Origin of the sequence: Citrobacter amalonaticus (genome assembly GCF_018252635.1) — a bacterium.
Lineage (GTDB): Bacteria > Pseudomonadota > Gammaproteobacteria > Enterobacterales > Enterobacteriaceae > Citrobacter_A > Citrobacter_A amalonaticus_E.
Map to the genome: position 1 here is coordinate 582508 of NZ_JAGTXM010000003.1, position 24499 is coordinate 607006.

Annotated in this window: 22 protein-coding genes, 1 tRNA gene and 2 rRNA genes; 20 read left to right on the forward strand and 5 right to left on the reverse strand. The window is 51.8% G+C overall.

Features of this window, described 5'->3' with window-relative positions; genetic code table 11:
• Window positions 1–146: 146 nt before the first annotated feature.
• Window positions 147–2087, reverse strand: coding sequence for an RNase E specificity factor CsrD (gene csrD / locus KE671_RS12565; RefSeq protein WP_206163220.1), 1941 nt, complete (start codon window positions 2085–2087; stop codon window positions 147–149).
• Between the two features lie 206 nt (window positions 2088–2293).
• Here csrD and KE671_RS12570 point away from each other — a divergent pair, with 206 nt between their 5' ends.
• The 13 genes from KE671_RS12570 to KE671_RS12630 all read left to right on the forward strand — a co-directional run bounded on the left by KE671_RS12570 (window position 2294) and on the right by KE671_RS12630 (window position 13584).
• Window positions 2294–3268: an MDR family oxidoreductase gene (locus KE671_RS12570; RefSeq protein ID WP_206163221.1), complete on the forward strand. Its 975-nt coding sequence runs from the start codon at window positions 2294–2296 to the stop codon at window positions 3266–3268.
• 105 nt (window positions 3269–3373) lie between these two features.
• Complete coding sequence (msrP, locus tag KE671_RS12575) at window positions 3374–4378, forward strand: protein-methionine-sulfoxide reductase catalytic subunit MsrP (RefSeq protein ID WP_206163222.1); 1005 nt, start codon at window positions 3374–3376, stop codon at window positions 4376–4378.
• Window positions 4379–4978 carry a protein-methionine-sulfoxide reductase heme-binding subunit MsrQ gene (gene msrQ, locus KE671_RS12580; protein WP_206163223.1) on the forward strand — a complete coding sequence of 200 codons (600 nt, stop codon included), beginning with the start codon at window positions 4379–4381 and terminating at the stop codon, window positions 4976–4978.
• Window positions 4979–5360: 382 nt separating this feature from the next.
• Window positions 5361–5828 carry an acetyl-CoA carboxylase biotin carboxyl carrier protein gene (accB, locus tag KE671_RS12585; protein WP_042998342.1) on the forward strand — a complete coding sequence of 156 codons (468 nt, stop codon included), beginning with the start codon at window positions 5361–5363 and terminating at the stop codon, window positions 5826–5828.
• 10 nt (window positions 5829–5838) lie between these two features.
• Window positions 5839–7188, forward strand: coding sequence for an acetyl-CoA carboxylase biotin carboxylase subunit (accC, locus tag KE671_RS12590; RefSeq protein WP_042324955.1), 1350 nt, complete (start codon window positions 5839–5841; stop codon window positions 7186–7188).
• A 107-nt stretch (window positions 7189–7295) separates the two neighbouring features.
• Window positions 7296–7538 (forward strand): YhdT family protein, encoded by a 243-nt coding sequence (locus KE671_RS12595; protein ID WP_061076139.1) that lies wholly within the window; start codon window positions 7296–7298, stop codon window positions 7536–7538.
• Window positions 7528–8979 (forward strand): sodium/pantothenate symporter, encoded by a 1452-nt coding sequence (gene panF, locus KE671_RS12600; protein ID WP_206163224.1) that lies wholly within the window; start codon window positions 7528–7530, stop codon window positions 8977–8979. Before KE671_RS12595 ends, panF begins: the two co-directional genes overlap by 11 nt.
• Window positions 8980–8990: 11 nt before the next feature.
• Window positions 8991–9872: a 50S ribosomal protein L11 methyltransferase gene (prmA, locus tag KE671_RS12605; protein ID WP_206163225.1), complete on the forward strand. Its 882-nt coding sequence runs from the start codon at window positions 8991–8993 to the stop codon at window positions 9870–9872.
• Window positions 9873–10014: 142 nt separating this feature from the next.
• The gene (locus tag KE671_RS12610) at window positions 10015–10755 is read left to right on the forward strand and encodes a carbonic anhydrase (RefSeq protein ID WP_206163226.1); all 741 of its coding nucleotides are present in this window, start codon (window positions 10015–10017) and stop codon (window positions 10753–10755) included.
• Window positions 10756–11079: 324 nt separating this feature from the next.
• Entirely contained in the window at window positions 11080–12045 is a 966-nt protein-coding gene (dusB, locus tag KE671_RS12615; RefSeq protein WP_044327070.1) for a tRNA dihydrouridine synthase DusB, read from the forward strand.
• A 25-nt stretch (window positions 12046–12070) separates the two neighbouring features.
• Window positions 12071–12367, forward strand: coding sequence for a DNA-binding transcriptional regulator Fis (fis, locus tag KE671_RS12620; protein ID WP_000462905.1), 297 nt, complete (start codon window positions 12071–12073; stop codon window positions 12365–12367).
• 85 nt (window positions 12368–12452) lie between these two features.
• Window positions 12453–13337 (forward strand): adenine-specific DNA-methyltransferase, encoded by an 885-nt coding sequence (gene yhdJ, locus KE671_RS12625; RefSeq protein WP_206163227.1) that lies wholly within the window; start codon window positions 12453–12455, stop codon window positions 13335–13337.
• A gap of 82 nt (window positions 13338–13419) precedes the next feature.
• Window positions 13420–13584: a DUF2556 family protein gene (locus KE671_RS12630; RefSeq protein WP_206163228.1), complete on the forward strand. Its 165-nt coding sequence runs from the start codon at window positions 13420–13422 to the stop codon at window positions 13582–13584.
• A 27-nt stretch (window positions 13585–13611) separates the two neighbouring features.
• Here the strand turns inward: KE671_RS12630 and envR are convergent, their stop codons facing one another.
• A complete protein-coding gene (gene envR, locus KE671_RS12635; protein ID WP_206163229.1) occupies window positions 13612–14259 on the reverse strand; it encodes an acrEF/envCD operon transcriptional regulator in 648 nt (215 codons plus the stop codon).
• A gap of 407 nt (window positions 14260–14666) precedes the next feature.
• Between envR and KE671_RS12640 the strand changes: the two genes are divergently transcribed.
• The 7 genes from KE671_RS12640 (at window position 14667) to KE671_RS12670 (ending at window position 24004) form a co-directional block, all read left to right on the forward strand.
• Complete coding sequence (locus KE671_RS12640) at window positions 14667–15830, forward strand: efflux RND transporter periplasmic adaptor subunit (RefSeq protein ID WP_206163230.1); 1164 nt, start codon at window positions 14667–14669, stop codon at window positions 15828–15830.
• A gap of 11 nt (window positions 15831–15841) precedes the next feature.
• Window positions 15842–18955, forward strand: coding sequence for an efflux RND transporter permease subunit (locus tag KE671_RS12645; RefSeq protein WP_206163231.1), 3114 nt, complete (start codon window positions 15842–15844; stop codon window positions 18953–18955).
• 247 nt (window positions 18956–19202) lie between these two features.
• Window positions 19203–19424 carry a membrane protein gene (locus KE671_RS12650; RefSeq protein WP_000825639.1) on the forward strand — a complete coding sequence of 74 codons (222 nt, stop codon included), beginning with the start codon at window positions 19203–19205 and terminating at the stop codon, window positions 19422–19424.
• A gap of 424 nt (window positions 19425–19848) precedes the next feature.
• A complete protein-coding gene (locus KE671_RS12655) occupies window positions 19849–20874 on the forward strand; it encodes an amino acid ABC transporter substrate-binding protein (protein WP_206163232.1) in 1026 nt (341 codons plus the stop codon).
• Window positions 20875–20943: 69 nt separating this feature from the next.
• The gene (locus KE671_RS12660; protein WP_206163233.1) at window positions 20944–22125 is read left to right on the forward strand and encodes an amino acid ABC transporter permease; all 1182 of its coding nucleotides are present in this window, start codon (window positions 20944–20946) and stop codon (window positions 22123–22125) included.
• Between the two features lie 9 nt (window positions 22126–22134).
• Complete coding sequence (locus tag KE671_RS12665) at window positions 22135–23238, forward strand: amino acid ABC transporter permease (protein WP_206163247.1); 1104 nt, start codon at window positions 22135–22137, stop codon at window positions 23236–23238.
• A 7-nt stretch (window positions 23239–23245) separates the two neighbouring features.
• Window positions 23246–24004, forward strand: a complete 759-nt coding sequence (locus KE671_RS12670; RefSeq protein WP_206163234.1) for an amino acid ABC transporter ATP-binding protein — start codon at window positions 23246–23248, stop codon at window positions 24002–24004.
• A 107-nt stretch (window positions 24005–24111) separates the two neighbouring features.
• Here KE671_RS12670 and rrf (KE671_RS12675) read toward each other — a convergent pair.
• The 3 genes from rrf (KE671_RS12675) to rrf (KE671_RS12685) all read right to left on the reverse strand — a co-directional run bounded on the left by rrf (KE671_RS12675) (window position 24112) and on the right by rrf (KE671_RS12685) (window position 24473).
• Window positions 24112–24227: ribosomal RNA gene (rrf, locus tag KE671_RS12675) — 5S ribosomal RNA — on the reverse strand.
• 40 nt (window positions 24228–24267) lie between these two features.
• Window positions 24268–24343, reverse strand: a tRNA-Thr gene (locus KE671_RS12680).
• A gap of 14 nt (window positions 24344–24357) precedes the next feature.
• Window positions 24358–24473: ribosomal RNA gene (rrf, locus tag KE671_RS12685) — 5S ribosomal RNA — on the reverse strand.
• Between the last annotated feature and the right edge of the window lie 26 nt (window positions 24474–24499).

Here is a 24499-nt window from a genome sequence, read left to right on the forward strand (position 1 = left end):
CTTCAGCAGCAATCCTCGCCTTCATTTGCAACCAATTTAAGGTCATTCACCTGCATATGTGCTGTTACAAAATGGCGAGCAGACAAGCACACCCCCATGAAGGCACAGCGCGCGTTATTCTACGTGAAAACTGAACAAACGGCAGGTTAAACCGAGTATCTTTGAGAATATTTTTTCACATTGGTATCCAGCGGCTGAGAGGCAGCAAAAAAATCCCCCTGCCCACCGGAAACACCACGCGCTGTCAGCGTCTGCCACTCACCACGCGAACGGACACCCGTTGCGTAAACCTGGGTGCTGGTGCCCGAGCACGCTTCCACCAGGCTTTGAACCAACAACTGGTTTTCCGTTCGCTTCTCAATGTTTCTGACCAGGCTCGGATGGAGCTTAATTAATTCCACATTGAGTTCTTTAATCCAGCTGGTGCTCACCAGCGTTAAACCTGCCTGCGTGACGGCAACCCGAACCCCCAATGCATTCACTAAACGGATGACGGGCTGCAATCGGCTGATGTGTTGACCTACATCGGCCTCCGCAAGTTCAAAAATTATGCGTTTTCGTTGCGATTTTTCACACTGCATCAAAGTATCGCGCAACCAACGCTGAAAACGTGGGCGAATCAGCGATTCTACCGTCACTTGCAGCGCCAGATTCTCTTCAGGCCAGTAGTTCAACAGCGGGATGACACGGCTTATTTGTAAGCGGTCATACTCTTCTGATAAACCGAATTGTAATACCATCGGCATGTATTCCGCCGAACTAACCTCTTCATTACCATCAAAGATGCGGCACATCAGTTCCCGGTGATGCACATGTCCATCCCGGGTGACGGCCGGTTTCTGATAAATTCGTGGGCCGCCGCGGCTGAGCATCTGCTCAATCAGCGTCCGCCAGCGCACGTTGCCACGCCCTTTTTCCGGCAGCGAGTCGTCATACACCGCCCAACTATTCCCACCCTGCAACACGGCATTGCGGGTCGCGGCTTCCGCATGTTCCATCACCTGTTCCGTCGCCTGCCCACTACGCCAGGCGCAAATGCCGATATGTACCATATCGTCACGATCGAGCATTTTATTAGTCGGAAGTGCATCGACCGCCTTTAACAGTTGTCCGGCGACGCTTTCCGCCTCTTTCAACGTGCGGTGTGGCAGCAGAACGGCAAAGTCGCTGCGATGGTAGCGCGCCAGTAGCGATCCCGGATAACGCATCATAAAGGTAGATAATAAATTGATCAGGCTGAACAATTCTTCTTCAGCCAGATTTCGCCCCCAGCTGTCTCGCAGCAGGTTAAAGTCCGGCAGGCGAATCATCATCACCACGCCATGCGCGCCGACCTTTTCCTGATCGTCCAGCAATGTCGCCAGTTGGTTGTCAAAAAAGAGCCGATTGCTGAGGCCGGTTTTGGTATCCTGGGCGGCGTAAGAGCGAATCAGCGTATCAATTCTGCTGCGCTGCTCCTGGGCGCTCTGAAGTTCGGCCAGCAGCATATCCAGCGCGCTGCTGGTGCGCGCCGGCCATTCATAGACCGTACCCCGCACACTGGCCCCCCGTTCTCCGTTCAAAATTCGCGTCGAACGCATCTCCAACAGTTCCTGGCCGGAAAGCTGGCGCTGAAGCCAACGAACCGACAGAAACAACATCAACACGATAAAGCCAATAGCCAGCGTGAGCGGCGCAGTAGTCATCAGTGAATGAAAATAGTTACCCATAGGATCCTGATAGACCAGCTCCATCGTCATTCCTGGGTGCTTCATCAGCGGAACCGAGAGTTCGCGAAAAAGATTACTGGTGCCAACCGGGCGATAGCTGCTGTTACGGGTTTGGCTATAAATGACCTTTTCGCCCTGCAACAAATCGACGCGTACCACATCGGCTGACACCATCAGTTCGTCGATCTGCGACGTTAACTGCTTGAAATCACGTGTAACAAGATGTGTGTCAATCGCTGTCGCCACCGCCTGGACACGATGGGTCATCTTGTACTGGATGGCGTTGTAAAAGCTCAGTGAGCAGCCAATCAGAGTAACAAAAATCGTTAACCCGGTGAGCAGCGTGACAAAAGCTGAGAATTTCGTCGTTAATCGCATCCTTGAGTTAACTCCGACAGTTGAATTGCGACACGAAACTGCTTAACCAAACGCAAAATTCGTCCGGTTGCGCAAAGAGTGAGTGCATACTACCAAATCAGGTGTATCTGGCAATTTATTGCGTTGCATCGGATTCACGTTTCAATTAGCGAGTATAGTCTTCAGACATCTTTTTCCAATCCACTATGCAGAATTGAGGACAGGTTATGCAGGCTTTGATCTTAGAACAGCAGGACGGTAAAACCCTTGCATCCGTGCAGACTCTCGAAGAAAGCCGATTGCCGGAAGGCGATGTTACAGTGGATGTCCACTGGTCCAGTCTGAACTATAAAGATGCGCTCGCCATTACCGGAAAAGGAAAAATCATTCGCAATTTTCCGATGATTCCTGGTATTGATTTCGCGGGCACCGTTCGGGCAAGCGAAGATCCTCGTTTTCATGCGGGCCAGGAGGTGTTGCTGACCGGCTGGGGCGTTGGCGAAAATCATTGGGGTGGTCTGGCAGAACAGGCGCGCGTGAAAGCGGACTGGTTGGTTGCGCTGCCAAAAGGGCTGGACAGCCGTAAGGCGATGGTGATCGGCACCGCCGGGTTCACTGCAATGCTGTGCGTGATGGCGCTTGAAGAGGCGGGCATTCGTCCGCAAGACGGTGAAATCGTGGTCACCGGTGCCAGCGGCGGCGTAGGGAGTACCGCGGTCGCGCTGCTGCATAAGCTGGGCTATCAGGTTGTTGCGGTATCCGGGCGTGAAAGCACTCATGATTATCTTCGCCAGTTGGGCGCATGCCGTATTCTGAGTCGTGATGAGTTCGCCGAATCTCGTCCGCTGGAAAAACAACTGTGGGCGGGGGCAATTGATACCGTCGGCGATAAAGTGCTGGCGAAAGTGCTTGCGCAAATGAACTACGGTGGCTGTGTTGCCGCCTGTGGTCTGGCGGGCGGTTTTGCGCTGCCGACAACGGTGATGCCGTTTATTTTGCGCAACGTTCGCCTGCAAGGGGTGGATTCTGTGATGACACCACCGGCTCGCCGTGCTCAGGCCTGGCAGCGCCTGGTGAAGGATTTACCGGAATCGTTCTACGCACAGGCAGCGACGGAAATCTCGCTGGCCGATGCGCCGAAATTCGCCGATGCCATCATTAATAATCAGGTGCAAGGTCGAACCCTGGTTAAAGTGAAGTAAACGCAGACGCCGCAGAAATTTACACTTACTTAACGAAATTTCGCTGCGTATTGACAGACTCCCTGCCATAGTAACTACGCGTTATGTGTACGCCGGGAGTCTGTCATGAAAAAATTACGTCCACTCACAGAAGCCGATGTTACCGCCGAATCGGCTTTTTTTATGCATCGCCGTCAGGTGCTGAAAGCGCTGGGGATCGGGGCTGCCACGCTGTCGCTGCCGATATCGGCGCAGGCGGATCTGTTGAGCTGGTTCAAAGGCAACGATCGCCCACCCGCGCCTGCCGGTAAACCGCTGGAGTTCAGCAAACCTGCTGCATGGCAAAACACGCTGCCTTTAACGCCAGAAGATAAAGTCACTGGCTACAACAATTTCTACGAGTTTGGTCTGGATAAAGCCGATCCTGCCGCTAATGCGGGCAGCATGAAAACCGATCCCTGGACATTGAAAATCAGCGGCGAAGTAGCCAAACCGTTAACCCTGGATCACGATGCGCTCACTACGCGCTTTCCTTTAGAGGAACGGATTTACCGGATGCGCTGTGTCGAGGCCTGGTCGATGGTGGTGCCGTGGATTGGCTTTCCTTTACATAAGCTGCTGGCGCTCGTCGAACCCACCAGCAATGCAAAATATGTCGCGTTCGAGACGCTGTACGCGCCGGACGACATGCCGGGACAAAAAGATCGCTTTATTGGCGGCGGATTGAAATATCCCTATGTTGAAGGGCTGCGCCTGGACGAGGCAATGCATCCCCTGACGCTGTTGACCGTTGGCGTATACGGTAAAGCGTTACCGCCGCAAAACGGCGCGCCCATTCGCCTGACGGTGCCGTGGAAATATGGCTTCAAGGGCATTAAATCGATCGTCAGCATTAAACTGACTCGCGAACGTCCCCCCACCACCTGGAATCTTGCTGCTGCTAATGAGTACGGTTTTTACGCCAATGTGAATCCGCATGTTGATCATCCGCGCTGGTCGCAGGCAACGGAGCGATTTATTGGCGCAGGCGGGATTCTGGATGTCCAACGGCAACCCACCCTGCTGTTTAACGGCTACGCCGATGAAGTGGCCTCATTATATCGTGGCCTGAATTTGCGGGAGAATTTCTAAGTGCGGCTAAGTGCAAAACAGATAACCTGGCTGAAAGTGGCGCTTCATCTGGCAGGATTGCTGCCGTTTCTCTGGTTGTTATGGGCCATTAACAACGGCGGGCTCAGCGCCGATCCGGTAAAGGACATCCAGCACTTTACCGGTAGGACAGCTCTGAAATTTTTGCTCGCCGCCTTGCTGGTCACGCCGCTCGCACGCTACGCTAAACAGCCATTATTGATACGCACCCGTCGTCTGCTGGGGTTATGGTGTTTCGCCTGGGCCACGCTGCATCTGACCAGTTACGCGCTGCTGGAGTTAGGTATCCATAATCTCGGATTGTTGGGACGAGAACTGATTACGCGCCCGTATTTAACGCTTGGGATCATCAGTTGGCTTATCCTGCTCGCGCTGACGCTAACATCAACACAGGCAGCGCAACGAAAATTGGGTAAGCGCTGGCAACTTTTGCATAACGTCGTCTATCTGGTGGCGATCCTCGCCCCACTACATTATCTGTGGTCGGTGAAGATTTTGTCGCCTCAACCCATCATTTATGCCCTGCTCGCACTGCTGCTTTTGGCCTGCCGTTACAAGAAGTTCCGCCAGTGGCGGCGCTAGTTCGGCGAACTGTGCAGTCGGTTACAAAATGCAGAGACTCGGATGTTATTTGTGTGTTAGCGGTTGATTATCTTCCCTGATAAGACCAGTATTTAGCTGCCAATTGCTACGAAATCATTATAATGTGCGACCTTGGCTCCCTGGACGGCGTTTTTAAACCGCTGAAAAGGTGACAATCGAGCATTGAAGGTATATTTTGTTTTTTGCCGGAGGATTGCAGCAAATCGCCGCATATTAACCGACAAGTCTCACATGAATCGTTGAGGCGGAATATACCGGCGTCCTGGCAGGCAGAAGCCGTTTTGCCGCCGGGACTCACGCTTTACAGACAGCGCTTAACGCCTGTCACAATCACACTAAACAAAGAGTACGGAACCCACTCATGGATATTCGTAAGATTAAAAAACTGATCGAGCTGGTTGAAGAATCAGGCATCTCCGAACTGGAAATTTCTGAAGGCGAAGAGTCTGTACGCATCAGCCGCGCAGCGCCAGCAGGTAGCTTCCCGGTGATGCAACAAGCCTACGCTGCACCAATGATGCAGCAGCAACCTGCTCTGTCTAACGCAGTTGCTCCGGCAGCAGAAGCGCCGGCAGCCGCCGCAGCAGAAATCAGTGGTCACATCGTACGTTCCCCAATGGTTGGTACTTTCTACCGCACCCCGAGCCCGGACGCGAAAGCGTTCATCGAAGTGGGTCAGAAAGTCAATGTAGGCGATACCCTGTGCATCGTTGAAGCCATGAAAATGATGAACCAGATCGAAGCGGACAAATCAGGTACTGTGAAAGCCATCCTGGTCGAAAGTGGTCAACCGGTAGAATTTGACGAGCCGCTGGTCGTCATCGAGTAACGAGGCGAACATGCTGGATAAAATTGTTATCGCCAACCGCGGCGAGATTGCATTGCGAATTCTTCGTGCCTGTAAAGAACTGGGTATCAAGACTGTCGCTGTGCACTCAAGCGCGGATCGCGATTTAAAACACGTATTATTGGCGGATGAGACGGTTTGTATTGGTCCGGCTCCGTCCGTAAAAAGCTATCTGAACATCCCGGCTATCATCAGCGCCGCTGAAATCACTGGCGCAGTAGCGATTCACCCGGGTTATGGTTTCCTCTCCGAGAACGCCAACTTTGCTGAGCAGGTTGAACGTTCTGGCTTTATCTTCATCGGCCCGAAAGCCGACACCATCCGCCTGATGGGTGACAAAGTGTCGGCGATCACCGCGATGAAGAAAGCGGGTGTCCCGACGGTACCGGGTTCTGACGGCCCTCTGACCGACGATATGGATGCGAACCGCGCCCATGCAAAACGCATCGGCTATCCGGTTATCATCAAGGCGTCCGGCGGCGGTGGCGGTCGCGGTATGCGCGTAGTACGCGGCGATGCCGAACTGGCGCAATCCATCTCCATGACCAAAGCGGAAGCGAAAGCGGCTTTCAGCAACGACATGGTTTATATGGAGAAATACCTCGAGAACCCGCGCCACATCGAAATTCAGGTGCTGGCAGACGGTCAGGGTAACGCGATTTATCTGGCTGAGCGTGACTGTTCCATGCAGCGTCGTCACCAGAAAGTCGTCGAAGAAGCGCCGGCACCGGGCATTACCCCGGAACTGCGTCGCTATATCGGTGAGCGTTGCGCGAAAGCGTGTGTGGATATCGGCTATCGCGGCGCGGGCACCTTTGAGTTCCTGTTCGAAAACGGCGAGTTCTATTTCATCGAAATGAACACCCGTATTCAGGTTGAACACCCGGTAACTGAAATGATCACCGGCGTTGATCTGATCAAAGAACAGCTGCGCATCGCCGCAGGCCAGCCGCTGTCGATCAAGCAAGAAGAAGTGCAGGTGAAAGGCCATGCGGTGGAATGCCGTATCAACGCCGAAGATCCGAACACCTTCCTGCCAAGCCCGGGTAAAATTACCCGCTTCCATGCGCCGGGTGGCTTTGGCGTGCGTTGGGAGTCACATATTTATGCCGGCTACACCGTACCGCCATACTATGACTCAATGATCGGTAAGCTGATTTGCTACGGCGAAACCCGTGACGTGGCGATTGCCCGCATGAAAAATGCGCTTCAGGAGCTGATCATCGACGGCATCAAAACTAACGTTGATTTGCAGACCCGCATCATGAACGACGAGCATTTCCAGCATGGTGGCACCAACATCCACTATCTGGAGAAGAAACTCGGTCTTCAGGAAAAATAAGACTGCACCAACGTCAAAAGGCCGGATTTTCCGGCCTTTTTTATTTCTGGGGGTCGTCAATTCCATAAGGTACAATCCTCGCTTTCTTTTTCCACAAGGGACAAAAAATGGACAAACGTTTTGTTCAGGCCCACAAAGAGGCGCGCTGGGCGCTGTGGCTGACCCTTCTCTATCTGGCTGCCTGGATAGTTGCCGCTTACCTGCCAGGCGTAACGCCAGGTATTACCGGGTTGCCGCACTGGTTTGAACTGGCCTGTCTGCTGACGCCGCTGATCTTCATTTTACTGTGCTGGGCTATGGTGAAATTTATCTACCGTGACATTCCCCTGGAGGATGACGATGCAGCTTGAAGTCATTCTGCCGCTGGTAGCCTATCTGATCGTGGTGTTTGGCCTCTCCGTTTACGCCATGCGTAAACGGCAAACCGGTACCTTCCTGAATGAGTATTTCCTCGGCAGCCGCTCCATGGGCGGGATCGTGCTGGCGATGACGCTGACCGCGACCTACATCAGCGCCAGTTCGTTTATCGGTGGGCCTGGCGCTGCCTACAAATACGGGCTGGGCTGGGTATTGCTGGCTATGATTCAGCTCCCCGCCGTCTGGCTGTCGCTGGGGATACTCGGCAAAAAATTCGCCATTCTTGCCCGTCGCTATAATGCCGTCACCCTCAACGACATGCTGTTTGCCCGCTACCAGAGCCGCCTGCTGGTGTGGCTGGCGAGCCTCAGTCTGCTCGTGGCGTTTGTCGGCGCGATGACCGTGCAGTTCATCGGCGGCGCACGCCTGCTGGAAACAGCGGCGGGTATTCCCTATGAAACGGGCCTGCTGATTTTCGGTATCAGCATTGCGCTGTATACCGCATTCGGCGGATTTCGTGCCAGCGTGCTTAACGACACGATGCAAGGACTGGTGATGCTAATTGGCACCATCGTGCTGTTGATCGGTATCGTGCATGCGGCTGGTGGCCTGAGCCAGGCCGTAGAAACCTTAAATATCATCGACCCGAAACTGGTTTCACCGCAGGGCGCAGATGACATTCTGTCTCCAACCTTTATGACCTCATTCTGGGTACTGGTGTGCTTTGGTGTGATCGGTCTGCCGCATACGGCGGTGCGCTGCATCTCCTACAAAGACAGCAAAGCGGTACACCGGGGGATTATCATCGGTACCATCGTAGTGGCGATCCTGATGTTTGGTATGCACCTTGCCGGCGCGCTGGGTCGTGCGGTGATCCCTGACCTGACGGTGCCCGATCTGGTTATTCCGACGCTGATGGTGAAAGTGCTGCCGCCTTTCGCCGCCGGGATCTTCCTTGCCGCGCCGATGGCGGCCATTATGTCGACGATCAACGCCCAGTTGCTGCAAAGTTCCGCTACGATCATTAAAGATCTCTATCTCAATATTCGCCCGGAGCAGTTGCAGAACGAAACGCGGCTGAAGCGAATGTCGGCGATGATCACCCTCATCTTAGGCGCGCTATTATTGCTTGCCGCCTGGAAACCGCCAGAGATGATTATCTGGCTGAATCTGCTGGCGTTTGGCGGTCTGGAGGCGGTGTTCTTGTGGCCGCTGGTGCTCGGCCTTTATTGGGAGCGCGCGAACGCAACCGGAGCGCTGAGTGCGATGATTGTCGGCGGCGTGCTGTATGCGATTCTTGCCACCTTTAACGTTCAGTACCTGGGCTTCCACCCGATAGTGCCCTCGTTGCTGCTAAGTTTGCTGGCTTTCCTGGTCGGAAACCGTTTCGGTTCTCCTGCCCCGCAAGCCGCTATATTGACTACTGATAAATAAAGAGTTTTGCCATGCCATGGATCCAATTAAAACTGAATACGACGGGCGCTAACGCGGAAGCGTTGAGCGATGCCCTGATGGAAGCTGGTTCCGTTTCCATCACCTTCCAGGACACGCACGACACGCCGGTTTTTGAGCCATTGCCGGGCGAAACCCGCCTGTGGGGCGACACCGACGTCATTGGTCTGTTTGATGCCGAAACCGATATGAAAGAGGTCGTCGCCATCCTGGAACACCATCCGCTACTGGGCGCCGGGTTTGCGCATAAAATCGAACAACTGGAAGATAAGGACTGGGAACGCGAGTGGATGGATAACTTCCACCCCATGCGTTTTGGCGAACGCCTGTGGATCTGCCCAAGCTGGCGCGATGTACCGGATGAAAACGCCGTCAACGTCATGCTCGACCCCGGTCTGGCATTTGGTACCGGCACCCATCCCACTACCTCACTGTGCCTGCAGTGGCTCGACAGTCTCGATTTAACCGGTAAGACCGTTATCGACTTTGGCTGCGGTTCCGGCATCCTCGCGATTGCCGCGCTGAAACTGGGCGCCGCGAAAGCGATCGGTATCGACATCGACCCGCAGGCGATTCAGGCCAGTCGTGATAACGCCCAGCGTAACGGCGTGTCAGAACGTCTGGAACTCTACCTGCCGCAGGATCAGCCAGACGCTATGAAAGCCGACGTGGTGGTCGCCAACATCCTGGCTGGCCCATTACGCGAGCTGGCACCGTTAATCAGCGTCCTGCCCGTTACAGGCGGTCTGCTGGGCCTTTCTGGAATCCTTGCCAGTCAAGCCGACAGCGTGTGTGAAGCCTATACCGATCTCTTCACCCTCGATCCGGTTGTTGAGAAAGAAGAATGGTGTCGAATTACTGGTCGTAAGCAGTAATCTTTCCACAGACGTGGTCTCATCTCAGGCCACGTTTTCCGCATTTTCAATACACACGCCTTCGTCTTCCCGCGCTAAAATAACGGCGTAACTCATTGAAGTTACGAATATAAAAATCTATTTAATTTAATGGAAGAATGTTATGAAGCCGTTTTTGAGCAAGGCAGCACTCCTGGCGTTAAGCATTATGCCATTCACCGCGATGGCGTCGCACTGGAGCTATGAAGGTGAAGGCTCTCCGGAACACTGGGGCTCCCTCAATGAAGAATATAAAACCTGCCAGGCAGGAATGAACCAGTCCCCAATTAACATTGATACCACGCTAAAAACACCTATTTCCCCACTCAGTATTCACTACTCCGATGGTCCGATAATGCTGATCAATAATGGGCATACGATTCAGGCCGGACTGAAAAACACCACTGCGGATACAGTATCTATTGATGGTATCCCTTTCACATTGCAACAGTTCCACTTTCACTCCCCGAGCGAAAATACCATACATGGGAAACATTACGCGATGGAGATGCACCTTGTGCACAAAGATGCGAAAGGAGCGGTAGCGGTCGTCGCAGTAATGTTCGATAAAGGAGCAGCCAACTCAGAACTGGAAAAGCTCTGGGCAACGATGCCTGAGAAAGCGGAGCAAGACGTGAAAATCACCGCGCAGATGGACCTCAACGCTTTGCTGCCTAAGAATAAAACCTACTGGCGTTTCAGTGGCTCGCTCACGACACCGCCCTGTTCTGAAGGCGTAACCTGGATTGTCCTGAAACATCCTCTGACACTCTCCACTGCACAACTGGAGAAATTTACGCATACCATGCATCACGATAACAATCGCCCAACACAACCGCTCAACGGTCGGGTAGTGGTTGAATAATCCCTTCACTACACAATCATCTGCTGAAATGAGAGCATAGTCACATTAAGTCACCATATTCTGCTGATTAATTCAGCAGAATATCTTGTCAGTCTTCATCGTCGTGAAGAAAAAATGAGAAGTTACGCAAAATTATACGTGTACAGATTTTCTTCACATTTCTGTAATGCAATGATTTGTATAGCTAATTATTCATAAGCGTTTACTTGAACGGCGATTCTTTGATCCACCTCAGAGGATTGGTTAAAGTTTGGCCTTTCATCTCGTGCAAAAAATGCGTAATATACGCCGCCTTGCAGTCACAGTATGGTCATTTCTTAACTCATGCGCATCGGACAATACCAGCTTAGAAATCGCCTGATCGCAGCGCCCATGGCTGGCATTACTGACAGACCATTTCGGACGCTGTGTTATGAGATGGGAGCCGGATTGACCGTATCCGAGATGATGTCGTCTAACCCGCAAGTTTGGGAAAGCGACAAGTCCCGTTTACGAATGGTGCACGTTGATGAGCCAGGAATTCGCACGGTGCAAATTGCCGGTAGCGATCCTGTTGAGATGGCCGATGCCGCACGGATTAACGTGGAAAGCGGCGCCCAGATTATTGATATCAATATGGGGTGTCCGGCTAAAAAAGTGAATCGCAAGCTCGCAGGTTCAGCCCTCTTGCAGTACCCGGATTTAGTGAAGTCGATACTAACCGGGGTGGTTAATGCAGTGGACGTCCCTGTGACCCTGAAGATTCGCACCGGCTGGGCTCCGGAACACCGTAACTGCGTTGAGATTGCCCAACTGGCTGAAGACTGTGGCATTCAGGCTCTGACCATTCATGGACGCACCCGCGCCTGTTTGTTCAATGGGGACGCTGAGTACGACAGTATTCGGGCAGTTAAGCAGAAAGTTTCCATTCCGATTATCGCGAATGGTGACATTACAGACCCGCTTAAAGCCAGAGCTGTGCTTGACTATACGGGGGCAGATGCCCTGATGATAGGCCGCGCAGCTCAGGGAAGACCCTGGATCTTTCGGGAAATCCAGCATTATCTGGACACTGGGGAGTTGCTATCCCCCCTGCCTCTGGCAGAGGTTAAGCGCTTGCTTTGTGCGCATGTTCGGGAACTGCATGACTTTTATGGCCAGGCAAAAGGGTACCGAATCGCGCGTAAACACGTCTCCTGGTATCTCCAGGAGCACGCTCCAAATGACCAGTTTCGGCGCACATTCAACGCCATTGAGGATGCCAGCGAACAGCTGGAGGCGTTGGAGGCATACTTCGAAAATTTTGCGTAAACAGAAATAAAGAGCTGACAGAACTATGTTCGAACAACGCGTAAATTCTGACGTACTGACCGTTTCTACCGTTAACTCTCAGGATCAGGTAACCCAAAAGCCCCTGCGTGACTCGGTTAAACAGGCACTGAAGAACTATTTTGCTCAACTGAACGGTCAGGATGTTAATGACCTCTATGAGCTGGTACTGGCTGAAGTAGAACAGCCCCTGTTGGACATGGTGATGCAATACACCCGTGGTAACCAGACCCGTGCTGCCCTGATGATGGGTATCAACCGTGGTACGCTGCGTAAAAAATTGAAAAAATACGGCATGAACTAATCTCGATTAGCTAATTGCTTGTTTAAAAAGGCGCTACTCGGCATGGGGAAGCGCCTTTTTTATACGCCTCTTTTGTGGAGCCGATATGTATTCACGATTTGAACCACACTACTTTGGTGGTGGATCCGCGTCGATCATCCACGGAGATGCGCTGACAGAACTCAAAAAACTCCCCGCTGAAAGCGTCGATTTAATCTTTGCTGACCCGCCTTACAATATCGGAAAGGATTTTGACGGGATGGTCGAGTCCTGGGACGAAGACGTCTTCCTGGGCTGGCTGTTCGCGTGCATTGAGGAGTGTCATCGGGTGCTGAAAACACAGGGCACGATGTACATCATGAACAGCACCGAAAACATGCCGCATATCGATCTTAAATGCAGAACGCTGTTTACCATCAAAAGCCGGATTGTCTGGTCCTATGACAGTTCGGGCGTGCAGGCGAAGAAATACTTTGGTTCAATGTATGAACCGATTCTGATGATGGTGAAAGATGCCAGACACTATACGTTCAACAGCGATGCCATTCTGGTTGAGACTAAAACTGGCGCGAAAAGAGCGCTGATTGACTACCGTAAAAACCCGCCACAGCCTTACAACACGCAAAAAGTTCCGGGTAACGTCTGGGAATTTCCCCGTGTGCGTTATTTGATGGATGAATATGAAAACCACCCGACGCAAAAACCCCTTGCCTTGTTAAAGCGGATCGTTCTGGCCTCCTCCAATCCTGGCGATACGGTGCTGGATCCCTTCGCCGGCAGCTTTACCACCGGCGCCGTGGCGGTCGCATCAGGACGTAAATTCATCGGTATTGAGGTCAATAATGAGTATGTGAAGATGGGACTCAGACGGCTGAATGTCAGTTCGCACTACTCTGCTGAAGACCTGACGAAAGTCAAAAAAAGAAAAACGAAAAACTTGTCGAAAAAGAGCCGAACGGCGTCGGATGTGGTGAAGATCACAGCAAAGTAAAAGCATTGTAAGCCTGCTTTTCAGGACGCATTTTTCGTGTATATTTCCAGCACGCTTGGGCATGAATACACAGGATTTGGCAATGATTCGCAAGTATTGGTGGCTGGTTGTTTTTGCGGTCTCCGTGTTCCTTTTTGATACATTACTGATCCAGTGGATTGAACTGATCACCACGGAAGTCGATAAATGCCGCAATATGGATTCTGTCAATCCGCTCAAGCTGGTCAACTGTACAGATCTGCAATAGCGTGTGATTGATAGACAGGAGAAATAATTATAATGTTTCCGGCGTTAACTGCATGATATTTCCATCAGGAATTAGCATCCTTAATACATTATCCACCAGTGCCGGAGCCTGCTGATAAAGATCGTAGCGGGCAGAATTCATTAACCAGTTCTTCACGATCCCACTAAAACTACCGTGAATAATAATTAAGACCACGTCTAAATCCAGCGTGCTGGAAATCAACCCTTCCGTCATACTTGCCTGCAATGCGTCACGTAGTCCTTTCTGGCTAAATCCCATTTTTTCTCGTATTTCTTGCTCTGATATCATTCCCTCATGAAATTCACATTTATGATATAAAATTTGCAACAATGCCTGCTGTCGGGGAATTTCCGCGATGTATTGCAATCCGGCAATTAACTTTTCGCGCAGCTGTTGTAAGGGATTAACGCTGACATGAAAAGCTAACCGTTCCTGAATTAGATCGCGTAATGGTGGTTGCTGTTGCCAGAGTTCATTGAAGAGCTGCGTTTTGTTGTCAAAATGCCAGTAGATAGCCCCTCGGGTGACCTGGGCCGCGTCCGCAATGTCGTTAAGCGTCGTGTTGCTAACGCCTCGCGTGGCAAACTGGATGATTGCGGTCTCAATCAAATGTTGTCGCGTTTTTAACGCGTCGGCTTTTGTTCTCTTAGCCATAGGTTATCGTTTCAGAAGCAGAATAATAGGAATACGGCAATTCAACATTCCCGATAAAAAGAACTGTATCACCTCATTCGTTTAGAGATGAAATAAAAGTGAAAAATCTCAGCACAAAAAAACCAATTAAATAAACATTACAAATAAAATTGCAAAAAGCATTCATGCGACAGATGTATATTTCTAAATGTATTTTCCAGAAACAAAGCATGATATAAAAAAACAAAATGAAAAGATAAAGCCATCACTTTTTTGTTTTTACGTGCCGTAGACCTGGTCATAAAATAAGTATTACTTACATCACAGGCTAATAATTTGTAGGATAGCCAACGGTTATTTCTTCGTGCACGTTATCGCCTTACCGTTATCCGGTAAATAACGAGCTATTGGTTTTTTAAGGAACAGTAATGACGAAACATGCCAGGTTTTCACTCCTGCCCTCATTTATCTTCATCTCTGCTGCGTTACTTGCCGGTTGTAACGATCAGGGAGATAAGCACGCTCAGGCAACCGAACCGCAGGTGACCGTTCATGTAGTCACTGCCGCGCCGTTAGCGATAACGACCGAACTGCCGGGGCGGACCTCCGCATTCCGCATTGCGGAAGTTCGTCCACAGGTTAGTGGTATTGTTCTCAAAAGAAACTTCACCGAGGGCAGCGATGTTCAGGCCGGGCAGTCGCTGTATCAGATCGATCCTGCCACTTATCAGGCAGATTACGATAGCGCGAAAGGGGAACTGGCGAAAAGTGAAGCTGCCGCCGCCATCGCCCATCTGACGGTTAAGCGCTATGTTCCGCTCGTCGGGACAAAATATATCAGCCAACAGGAATACGACCAGGCGATTGCGGATGCGCGTCAGGCCGACGCGACGGTCATTGCCGCACGAGCCGCGGTTGAGAGCGCACGTATCAATCTTGCTTACACCAAAGTCACCTCGCCGATCGCTGGTCGTATTGGCAAATCCAGCGTGACGGAAGGTGCGCTGGTCACCAATGGTCAGGCAACGGCACTGGCTACCGTACAGCAACTCGATCCTATCTATGTCGATGTCACACAGTCCAGCAGTGACTTTATGCGACTTAAGCAGTCCGTTGAACAAGGTAGCCTGCATAAAGACAGCGCCAGCAGCAGCGTCCAGTTGGTGATGGAAAATGGCACCGCGTATCCCCTGAAAGGGACACTGCAGTTTTCTGATGTCACGGTGGACGAAAGCACAGGCTCCATCACCCTTCGCGCCGTCTTCCCTAACCCGCAGCACGCTCTACTGCCGGGGATGTTTGTACGCGCTCGCATTGACGAAGGCGTTCAACCCAACGCCATTTTGATCCCCCAGCAGGGCGTAACGCGTACGCCTCGTGGCGATGCGACGGTACTGATCGTTAATAGCCAAAGTCAGGTTGAACCGCGCACGGTTGTCGCTTCACAGGCCATCGGAGACAAATGGTTGATTAGCGAAGGCCTACAGCCTGGCGAGCAGGTGATTGTCAGCGGATTACAAAAAGCCCATCCTGGCACGAAAGTGAAAACCACCACGGATGCCATTACTCCTGCGGCAAAAACAGCGCAATAAGGTCAGCGGATATGGCAAACTTTTTCATTAGACGACCTATCTTTGCCTGGGTTCTGGCCATCATTTTGATGCTGGCCGGCGCCCTTGCGATTATGCAACTGCCCGTTGCGCAATACCCGACTATCGCTCCGCCTGCGGTCGCGATTTCTGCAACCTATCCAGGAGCAGATGCGCAAACGGTGCAGGATACGGTGACTCAGGTTATCGAACAGAATATGAACGGTATCGATAACCTGATGTATATGTCCTCCACCAGCGACTCTACGGGTAGCGTGACCATCACCTTAACCTTTCAGTCCGGAACCGACCCGGATATTGCCCAGGTTCAGGTACAGAACAAACTGCAGTTGGCGACACCATTGCTGCCTCAGGAAGTTCAACAGCAAGGGATCAGCGTAGAAAAGTCGAGCAGCAGTTTCTTGTTGGTGGCGGGGTTTGTCTCTGACAATCCGCAAACGACCCAGGACGATATCTCCGACTACGTTGCCTCAAACGTGAAAGATACGATCAGCCGTCTGAACGGCGTGGGCGACGTACAGTTGTTTGGCGCGCAGTACGCGATGCGTATCTGGCTGGATGCGAATCTGCTAAACAAATACCAGCTCACACCGGTCGATGTGATCAATCAACTGAAGATACAGAACGACCAGATCGCAGCGGGTCAGTTGGGCGGAACGCCCTCGCTGCCAGGGCAGCAGTTGAACGCATCTATCATCGCGCAGACGCGACTGAAAGATCCTGAGGAATTCGGCAAAGTCACATTACGAGTAAACAGTGACGGTTCCGTCGTCCATCTTAAAGATGTCGCACGTATCGAACTCGGGGGGGAAAACTATAACGTTGTCGCCCGAATTAACGGTAAACCGGCAGCAGGTTTGGGAATCAAACTGGCGACCGGGGCCAACGCTCTGGATACCGCCAGCGCGATCAAAGCCAAACTCGGTGAGCTACAACCCTTTTTCCCGCCAGGGATGAAAGTGGTTTACCCGTATGACACCACGCCGTTTGTGAAGATCTCTATTCACGAAGTCGTGAAAACGTTGTTCGAAGCAATCGTCCTGGTTTTCCTCGTGATGTATCTGTTTTTGCAGAATATCCGCGCGACGCTCATTCCAACGATTGCGGTTCCCGTTGTGCTGTTGGGTACATTTGCCGTGCTCTCGGCGTTTGGCTACTCGATCAACACCCTGACGATGTTCGGGATGGTACTGGCAATCGGTTTGCTTGTTGATGATGCCATTGTGGTAGTGGAAAACGTTGAACGTGTGATGATGGAGGAAAAGTTGCCGCCCAAAGAGGCAACCGAGAAATCCATGTCGCAGATCCAGGGGGCGCTGGTTGGGATCGCGATGGTGCTGTCTGCCGTCTTCATCCCAATGGCCTTTTTCGGCGGATCCACCGGGGCTATTTATCGCCAGTTTTCCATCACGATTGTGTCGGCAATGGCGCTTTCGGTTTTGGTGGCATTGATCCTGACCCCCGCACTTTGCGCAACGCTGCTAAAACCGGCATCCACCGAACACCACGAAAAGAAAGGGGGATTTTTCGGCTGGTTTAATGCCAAATTTGATCTCAGCGTTAACCACTACACCAACAGCGTCAGCGGCATTGTGCGCAAAACCGGACGCTACTTGATCATTTACATTGCGATTGTCATCGGGATGGCCATCCTTTTCCTGCGCCTTCCTACTTCCTTTCTGCCTGATGAAGATCAGGGCGTATTCATGACCATGATCCAGTTACCTGCCGGAGCGACACAAGAACGCACCCAAAAAGTCCTGGATCAAGTGACTGACTACTACCTGAATAATGAAAAAGCAAATGTGGATAGTGTCTTTACTGTCAACGGATTCAGCTTCAGTGGTCAAGGGCAAAATTCCGGAATGGCCTTTGTCAGCCTTAAATCCTGGGAAGCGCGTAGCGGCAAAGAAAACAGCGTAGAGTCGATCATCGCCCGCGCCACACACGCTTTTAGCAAAATCAGTGATGGTCTGCTCTTTCCGTTTAACATGCCTGCAATCCTTGAACTGGGCACGGCAACAGGCTTCGATTTTGAACTGATAGATCAGGGTGGACTTGGACATGCCGCACTGACATCAGCACGTAATCAGTTGCTAGGTATGGTGGCGCAACATCCTGACTTGCTGGTTCGAGTTCGGCCCAACGGCCTGGAGGATACCGCTCAGTTCAAACTGGATGTTGATCAGGAAAAAGCGCGGGCGCTTGGTGTATCTCTGTCTGATATCAATCAGACGATCTCAGCATCACTGGGCGGCGCTTATGTGAATGACTTTATCGATCGTGGGCGCGTGAAGAAAGTGTATGTTCAGGCGGATGCGAAATTTCGTATGCTGCCAGAAGATATCAACAACCTGTATGTCCGCGGTAGCAATGGGGGTATGGTGCCTTTCTCAAGTTTCAGTTCCGCACACTGGATGTACGGTTCTCCACGTCTGGAACGCTACAACGGTATGCCATCAATGGAACTCCAGGGTGAGGCCGCCGCAGGCAGAAGTACCGGTGAGGCTATGGCGCTAATGGAAGAACTCGCATCAAAACTGCCCGGTGGTATCGGCCATGACTGGACGGGAATGTCATATCAGGAACGCCTGTCAGGCAATCAGGCACCGGCACTATATGCCATCTCGCTAATCGTCGTATTCCTTTGTCTTGCCGCACTGTATGAAAGCTGGTCCATTCCGTTCTCGGTGATGTTGGTTGTCCCGCTCGGCGTGGTGGGCGCGCTTCTTGCCGCTACCCTGCGCGGGCTCAATAACGACGTCTATTTCCAGGTCGGACTGTTAACTACGATTGGGCTTTCCGCGAAAAACGCCATTCTTATCGTGGAATTTGCCAAGGATCTGATGGAGAAGGAAGGTCGTGGCCTCATCGAGGCAACGCTTGAGGCGGCTCGCATGCGCCTGCGCCCTATTCTGATGACCTCACTCGCGTTCATCCTCGGTGTAATGCCGCTGGTTATTAGTCGGGGAGCGGGGAGTGGTGCCCAGAATGCGGTTGGCACCGGTGTGATGGGAGGGATGCTGACAGCTACGCTGCTGGCCATCTTCTTTGTCCCGGTGTTCTTTGTTGTCGTCAGAGGTCGCTTTAACAAATCCCAAAGCTAATATGTAAATTAAGGCGTCTACGGACGCCTTTTTCCTTCTGATATCTTTCTTTATTTATTAAACAGATAGTCATTTACTCTGTACAATACTAAATTCTCTCCTCCTTTATTTTTACAATCCACATGAATTGAGATTATTCCATGTGCCAATCTTTTTTTAAGCGGTGGTAAAATTCGTTTCGTATTCGCAAAGGGTCAGCATTCTCTGTTGCTGCATTTAGCGGAACGCTTATTGTTGAGGTAACACCATGAAAAGATTAATTCCAGTAGCGTTGCTCACGGCATTGCTGGCAGGCTGTGCACACGATTCACCCTGCGTTCCGGTTTATGATGACCAAGGACGTCTCGTTCATACCAATACCTGTATGAAAGGGACGACTCAGGATAACTGGGAAACCGCAGGCGCCATTGCAGGCGGAGCCGCAGCGGTTGCAGGCCTGACGATGGGGATCATCGCGCTATCAAAATAACATTCTCAGAGCGCGGTACTTGCCGCGCTCTTAGCCTAAAAACACCTTTTTCATATCATACAATGTGTTGAAAAATAGGTATCCCATTACATTTTAATAATCAATAACGTCCATCCCATTCTCTTTTCTCATTTATCCTTCAATACTCACGCTCTCGATATTCACATCCGAAATCGTTATTTCATTTCGCGGGCATTGTTTTAAATATTTTGCTCCAAAATGTGGCTTACGTTTCAATTTCGCACCATTTAAGGGCGTTGCATTTATTTTTTCCTGTCTACACTCTGCTTATTGCGTCGGATATTCACACGCAAAACCTGGCATTACCTTTGCTTAAAAGAGTATGGCCAATGCCACAGACAGGTTAAAGACGTTGCAGAACGTCTCTCTATAACAATAATTTCTTTGCCACACAGGATGCATTATGAAAAAGATGATGATAGCCACACTGGCGGCGGCCGGCGTGCTGCTTGCAGTTGCCAATCAGGCACATGCGGGGACCACGCTGGATGCTGTAAAAAAGAAAGGGTTCGTACAATGCGGTATCAGTGACGGTCTTCCCGGTTTTTCTTACGCTGACGCGGACGGGAAATTCTCCGGGATAGATGTGGATGTTTGCCGTGGCGTTGCCGCCGCCGTCCTGGGAGATGATACAAAAGTAAAATACACTCCACTCACCGCAAAAGAACGCTTCACCGCATTACAGTCTGGCGAAGTCGATCTTCTCTCCCGTAATACTACCTGGACCTCCTCGCGTGATGCCGGAATGGGCATGTCTTTCACCGGCGTCACCTATTACGACGGTATTGGCTTCCTGACCCACAACAAAGCGGGTCTGAAAAGTGCGAAAGAGTTAGATGGTGCGACCGTTTGTATCCAGGCCGGAACAGACACGGAACTGAACGTGGCGGATTATTTCAAAGCCAACAACATGAAATACACGCCTGTTACCTTTGACCGTTCAGATGAGTCAGCAAAAGCGCTGGAATCCGGACGTTGCGATACCCTCGCCTCCGACCAGTCCCAGTTGTATGCCCTGCGCATCAAACTCAGCAACCCGGCTGAATGGCTGGTACTGCCAGAGGTGATCTCAAAAGAGCCGCTGGGCCCGGTTGTTCGTCGCGGCGATGACGAGTGGTTCTCGATTGTACGCTGGACGCTGTTCGCCATGTTGAACGCCGAAGAGATGGGGGTAACGTCGAAGAACGTCGATGAGAAAGCGGCGAACCCGGCAACACCGGATATGGCGCATCTGCTGGGTAAAGAAGGCGACTACGGCAAAGATCTGAAGCTCGACAATAAATGGGCTTACAACATCATCAAGCAGGTGGGTAACTATGCGGAGATCTTTGAACGCAACGTCGGCTCGGATAGTCCGCTGAAGATCAAACGTGGACAGAATAATCTCTGGAATAACGGCGGCATTCAATACGCACCGCCAGTGCGTTAAGTCGTTGTGATGTAACGGGCGCAGCACAGGCGGCGCCCAGTTCAGAGTTATGGTTACCGAGGCTTTCTTATGTTCCATCGCCGCTCAAGTGTAAAAGGATCATTCTCCTTTTCAAACCCTGCGGTCCGCGCCTGGCTGTTTCAGATCCTCGCCATTCTTGCGGTCGTTGCAGTTGCTATCTATCTCATTCATAACACGATTAATAATCTAAGCAGTCGCGGCATTACCTCGGGCTTTGCCTTTCTCGACCGTAGCGCTGGGTTTGGCATCGTCCAGCACCTGATCGACTATCAGCAGGGCGACACGTACGGACGTGTTTTCGTGGTGGGCTTGCTTAATACGCTGCTGGTATCCGCGCTGTGTATCGTCTTTGCGTCATTTATCGGCTTCTTTCTCGGGCTGGCACGCCTCTCCGATAACTGGCTACTGCGTAAACTCTCGACGATTTATATTGAGACCTTTCGTAACATCCCGCCGCTGCTGCAAATTTTTTTCTGGTACTTCGCGGTTCTGCGCAATTTACCCGGCCCCCGCCAGGCCGCCAGCGCACTGGATATGGTCTTTTTGAGCAACCGGGGACTTTATATCCCGTCTCCTCAGTTAGGGGAAGGCGTGCTCGCTTTCGTGATCTCGGCAGTGATTGCCATTGTGCTATCCGTAGGCCTGTTCCGCTTCAATAAAATGCATCAGATGAAAACGGGACAACTTCGCAGAACCTGGCCTGGGGCATTGGGATTGATTGTATTGCTCCCGCTCATCGCGCACTGGCTTTTTGGCGCGGCGCTGCACTGGGATATCCCGCAACTGCGTGGCTTTAACTTCCGTGGCGGAATAGTGCTCATTCCTGAACTGGCGGCGCTTACGCTGGCGTTATCGGTCTACACCTCGGCGTTTATTGCCGAAATCATCCGGGCAGGCATTCAGGCAGTTCCCCACGGGCAACACGAAGCAGCTCGTTCACTGGGATTACCCCACACTGTGACTCTCCGTCAGGTCATTATTCCTCAGGCGCTGCGGGTCATCATTCCCCCTTTAACCAGCCAGTATCTGAATATTGTGAAAAACTCATCGCTGGCTGCCGCCATTGGCTATCCCGACATGGTATCGCTGTTTGCCGGCACCGTGCTTAACCAGACAGGACAGGCCATCGAAACGATCGCCATCACGATGTCGGTATACCTGATTATCAGCCTGAGCATCTCGCTGCTGATGAACATCTATAACCGGCGAATCGCCCTCATTGAGCGCTAAGGAATCATGATGACAAAAGCACTGCTGTCTCATCCCATGCGCCCGGCCAGTAACGGTCCTGGCCGTTCGATCTTATGGGTACGCAAAAATCTCTTCTCCAGTTGGTCAAACAGCCTGCTGACGCTGTTCTGCCTGTGGTTGATGTGGGAATTGATCCCCCCTTTGTTGAACTGGGCGTTCTTGCAGGCCAACTGGGTGGGCTCCACCCGTGCAGACTGTACCAAAGCTGGCGCCTGCTGGGTGTTCATTCACGAACGTTTTGGACAGTTCATGTATGGCTTGTACCCACACGACCAGCGCTGGCGTATCAATCTGGCGTTGATCGTCGGGTTGACTTCCATTGCGCCAATGTTCTGGAAAGCATTGCCACGGCGCGGGCGCTATATCGCTGCATGGGCTGTCATCTACCCGATCATTGTCTGGTTACTGCTGTATGGCGGCTTTCCTGGTCTGGATCGCGTTGAAACGCGCCAATGGGGTGGGCTGACGCTGACCTTAATCATCGCATCCGTCGGCATCGCGGGGGCACTGCCCTTAGGGATTCTGCTGGCGTTGGGGCGTCGCTCTCATATGCCTGTCGTGCGAATCTTATCCGTCATTTTTATCGAGTTCTGGCGCGGCGTCCCGCTGATCACCGTCCTGTTTATGTCTTCGGTCATGCTACCGCTGTTTATGTCAGAAGGAACCAGCATCGATAAACTTATTCGGGCGCTGGTTGGCGTGATCCTCTTCCAGTCGGCCTACGTCGCGGAGGTGGTTCGTGGAGGATTGCAGGCATTACCGAAAGGACAATACGAAGCCGCAGAGTCACTGGCGTTAGGCTACTGGAAGACCCAGGGGCTGGTCATTCTTCCACAGGCCCTGAAGCTGGTCATCCCGGGGCTGGTCAACACGATTATTGCCCTGTTTAAGGATACCAGCCTGGTCATCATCATCGGCTTGTTCGATCTGTTCAGCAGCGTGCAACAAGCGACGGTTGACCCGACCTGGCTGGGTATGTCGACAGAAGGCTATGTCTTCGCTGCTCTGATTTACTGGATTTTTTGTTTCAGCATGTCGCGCTATAGCCAGCATCTGGAAAAGCGCTTTAACACCGGGCGTACACCGCACTGAGGATTCTATGAGCCAACTATTAATACAACCTGCCGACGCGATGATCACGCTGGATAATGTCAACAAGTGGTACGGACAGTTTCATGTCCTTAAAGATATCAACCTGCGTGTTAAACAGGGAGAGCGCATTGTGTTATGCGGACCTTCAGGTTCGGGGAAATCAACGACCATCCGCTGTATTAACCATCTGGAAGAACATCAGCAGGGACGAATCATTGTCGATGGCATCGAGTTGAATGAAGACATCCGCAATATTGAGCGCGTCCGACAGGAAGTCGGCATGGTCTTTCAGCACTTCAATCTCTTCCCCCATCTTACCGTTCTACAAAACTGTACGTTGGCGCCGATTTGGGTACGTAAGATGCCAGTAAAAGAAGCTGAAGCACTGGGAATGCACTATCTGGAACGTGTACGTATTGCGGAGCATGCGCATAAATTTCCAGGGCAGATCTCCGGGGGTCAACAACAGCGCGTGGCTATTGCCCGTTCACTATGCATGAAACCCAAAATTATGCTGTTTGATGAGCCCACATCGGCGCTGGATCCCGAAATGGTGAAAGAGGTATTGGATACGATGATTGGCCTGGCGCAATCTGGAATGACAATGCTGTGTGTGACGCATGAGATGGGGTTCGCCAGAACGGTGGCCGACCGGGTGATCTTCATGGACCGTGGGGAGATTGTTGAGCAGGCGCCGCCGGATGAGTTTTTTTCCCATCCAAAGTCAGAACGTACGCGAGCATTCCTGTCGCAGGTGATTCACTGACCTGCTGTTTTTTGCCCGGTGGCGCTGCGCTTACCGGGCCTACTGTTTTCACGGGGATCACAACGTAAAAAGGCCATCCTTTCGGATGGCCTTCTCACTTATTTGATGTCTGGCAGTTCCCTACTCTCACATGGGGAGACCCCACACTACCATCGGCGCTACGGCGTTTCACTTCTGAGTTCGGCATGGGGTCAGGTGGGACCACCGCGCTACAGCCGCCAGACAAATTCTTTTCTACTGTGCCGAACTTTAACCTAATTAAGTGGTGCTGATACCCAGAGTCGAACTGGGGACCTCACCCTTACCAAGGGTGCGCTCTACCAACTGAGCCATATCAGCACGCTAAATTTGATGCCTGGCAGTTCCCTACTCTCGCATGGGGAGACCCCACACTACCATCGGCGCTACGGCGTTTCACTTCTGAGTTCGGCATGGGGTCAGGTGGGACCACCGCGCTACGGCCGCCAGGCAAATTCTGTTATCAGACCGCACTCG

Bases quoted from the DNA above. Each gene is read 5' to 3' on its own strand.
- csrD (WP_206163220.1), bottom strand. From the start codon at position 2,087: ATGCGATTAACGACGAAATTCTCAGCTTTTGTCACGCTGCTCACCGGG.
- KE671_RS12570 (WP_206163221.1), top strand. From the start codon at position 2,294: ATGCAGGCTTTGATCTTAGAACAGCAGGACGGTAAAACCCTTGCATCC.
- msrP (WP_206163222.1), top strand. From the start codon at position 3,374: ATGAAAAAATTACGTCCACTCACAGAAGCCGATGTTACCGCCGAATCG.
- accB (WP_042998342.1), top strand. From the start codon at position 5,361: ATGGATATTCGTAAGATTAAAAAACTGATCGAGCTGGTTGAAGAATCA.
- accC (WP_042324955.1), top strand. From the start codon at position 5,839: ATGCTGGATAAAATTGTTATCGCCAACCGCGGCGAGATTGCATTGCGA.
- KE671_RS12595 (WP_061076139.1), top strand. From the start codon at position 7,296: ATGGACAAACGTTTTGTTCAGGCCCACAAAGAGGCGCGCTGGGCGCTG.
- panF (WP_206163224.1), top strand. From the start codon at position 7,528: ATGCAGCTTGAAGTCATTCTGCCGCTGGTAGCCTATCTGATCGTGGTG.
- prmA (WP_206163225.1), top strand. From the start codon at position 8,991: ATGCCATGGATCCAATTAAAACTGAATACGACGGGCGCTAACGCGGAA.
- KE671_RS12610 (WP_206163226.1), top strand. From the start codon at position 10,015: ATGAAGCCGTTTTTGAGCAAGGCAGCACTCCTGGCGTTAAGCATTATG.
- dusB (WP_044327070.1), top strand. From the start codon at position 11,080: ATGCGCATCGGACAATACCAGCTTAGAAATCGCCTGATCGCAGCGCCC.
- fis (WP_000462905.1), top strand. From the start codon at position 12,071: ATGTTCGAACAACGCGTAAATTCTGACGTACTGACCGTTTCTACCGTT.
- yhdJ (WP_206163227.1), top strand. From the start codon at position 12,453: ATGTATTCACGATTTGAACCACACTACTTTGGTGGTGGATCCGCGTCG.
- KE671_RS12630 (WP_206163228.1), top strand. From the start codon at position 13,420: ATGATTCGCAAGTATTGGTGGCTGGTTGTTTTTGCGGTCTCCGTGTTC.
- envR (WP_206163229.1), bottom strand. From the start codon at position 14,259: ATGGCTAAGAGAACAAAAGCCGACGCGTTAAAAACGCGACAACATTTG.
- KE671_RS12640 (WP_206163230.1), top strand. From the start codon at position 14,667: ATGACGAAACATGCCAGGTTTTCACTCCTGCCCTCATTTATCTTCATC.
- KE671_RS12645 (WP_206163231.1), top strand. From the start codon at position 15,842: ATGGCAAACTTTTTCATTAGACGACCTATCTTTGCCTGGGTTCTGGCC.
- KE671_RS12650 (WP_000825639.1), top strand. From the start codon at position 19,203: ATGAAAAGATTAATTCCAGTAGCGTTGCTCACGGCATTGCTGGCAGGC.
- KE671_RS12655 (WP_206163232.1), top strand. From the start codon at position 19,849: ATGAAAAAGATGATGATAGCCACACTGGCGGCGGCCGGCGTGCTGCTT.
- KE671_RS12660 (WP_206163233.1), top strand. From the start codon at position 20,944: ATGTTCCATCGCCGCTCAAGTGTAAAAGGATCATTCTCCTTTTCAAAC.
- KE671_RS12665 (WP_206163247.1), top strand. From the start codon at position 22,135: ATGACAAAAGCACTGCTGTCTCATCCCATGCGCCCGGCCAGTAACGGT.
- KE671_RS12670 (WP_206163234.1), top strand. From the start codon at position 23,246: ATGAGCCAACTATTAATACAACCTGCCGACGCGATGATCACGCTGGAT.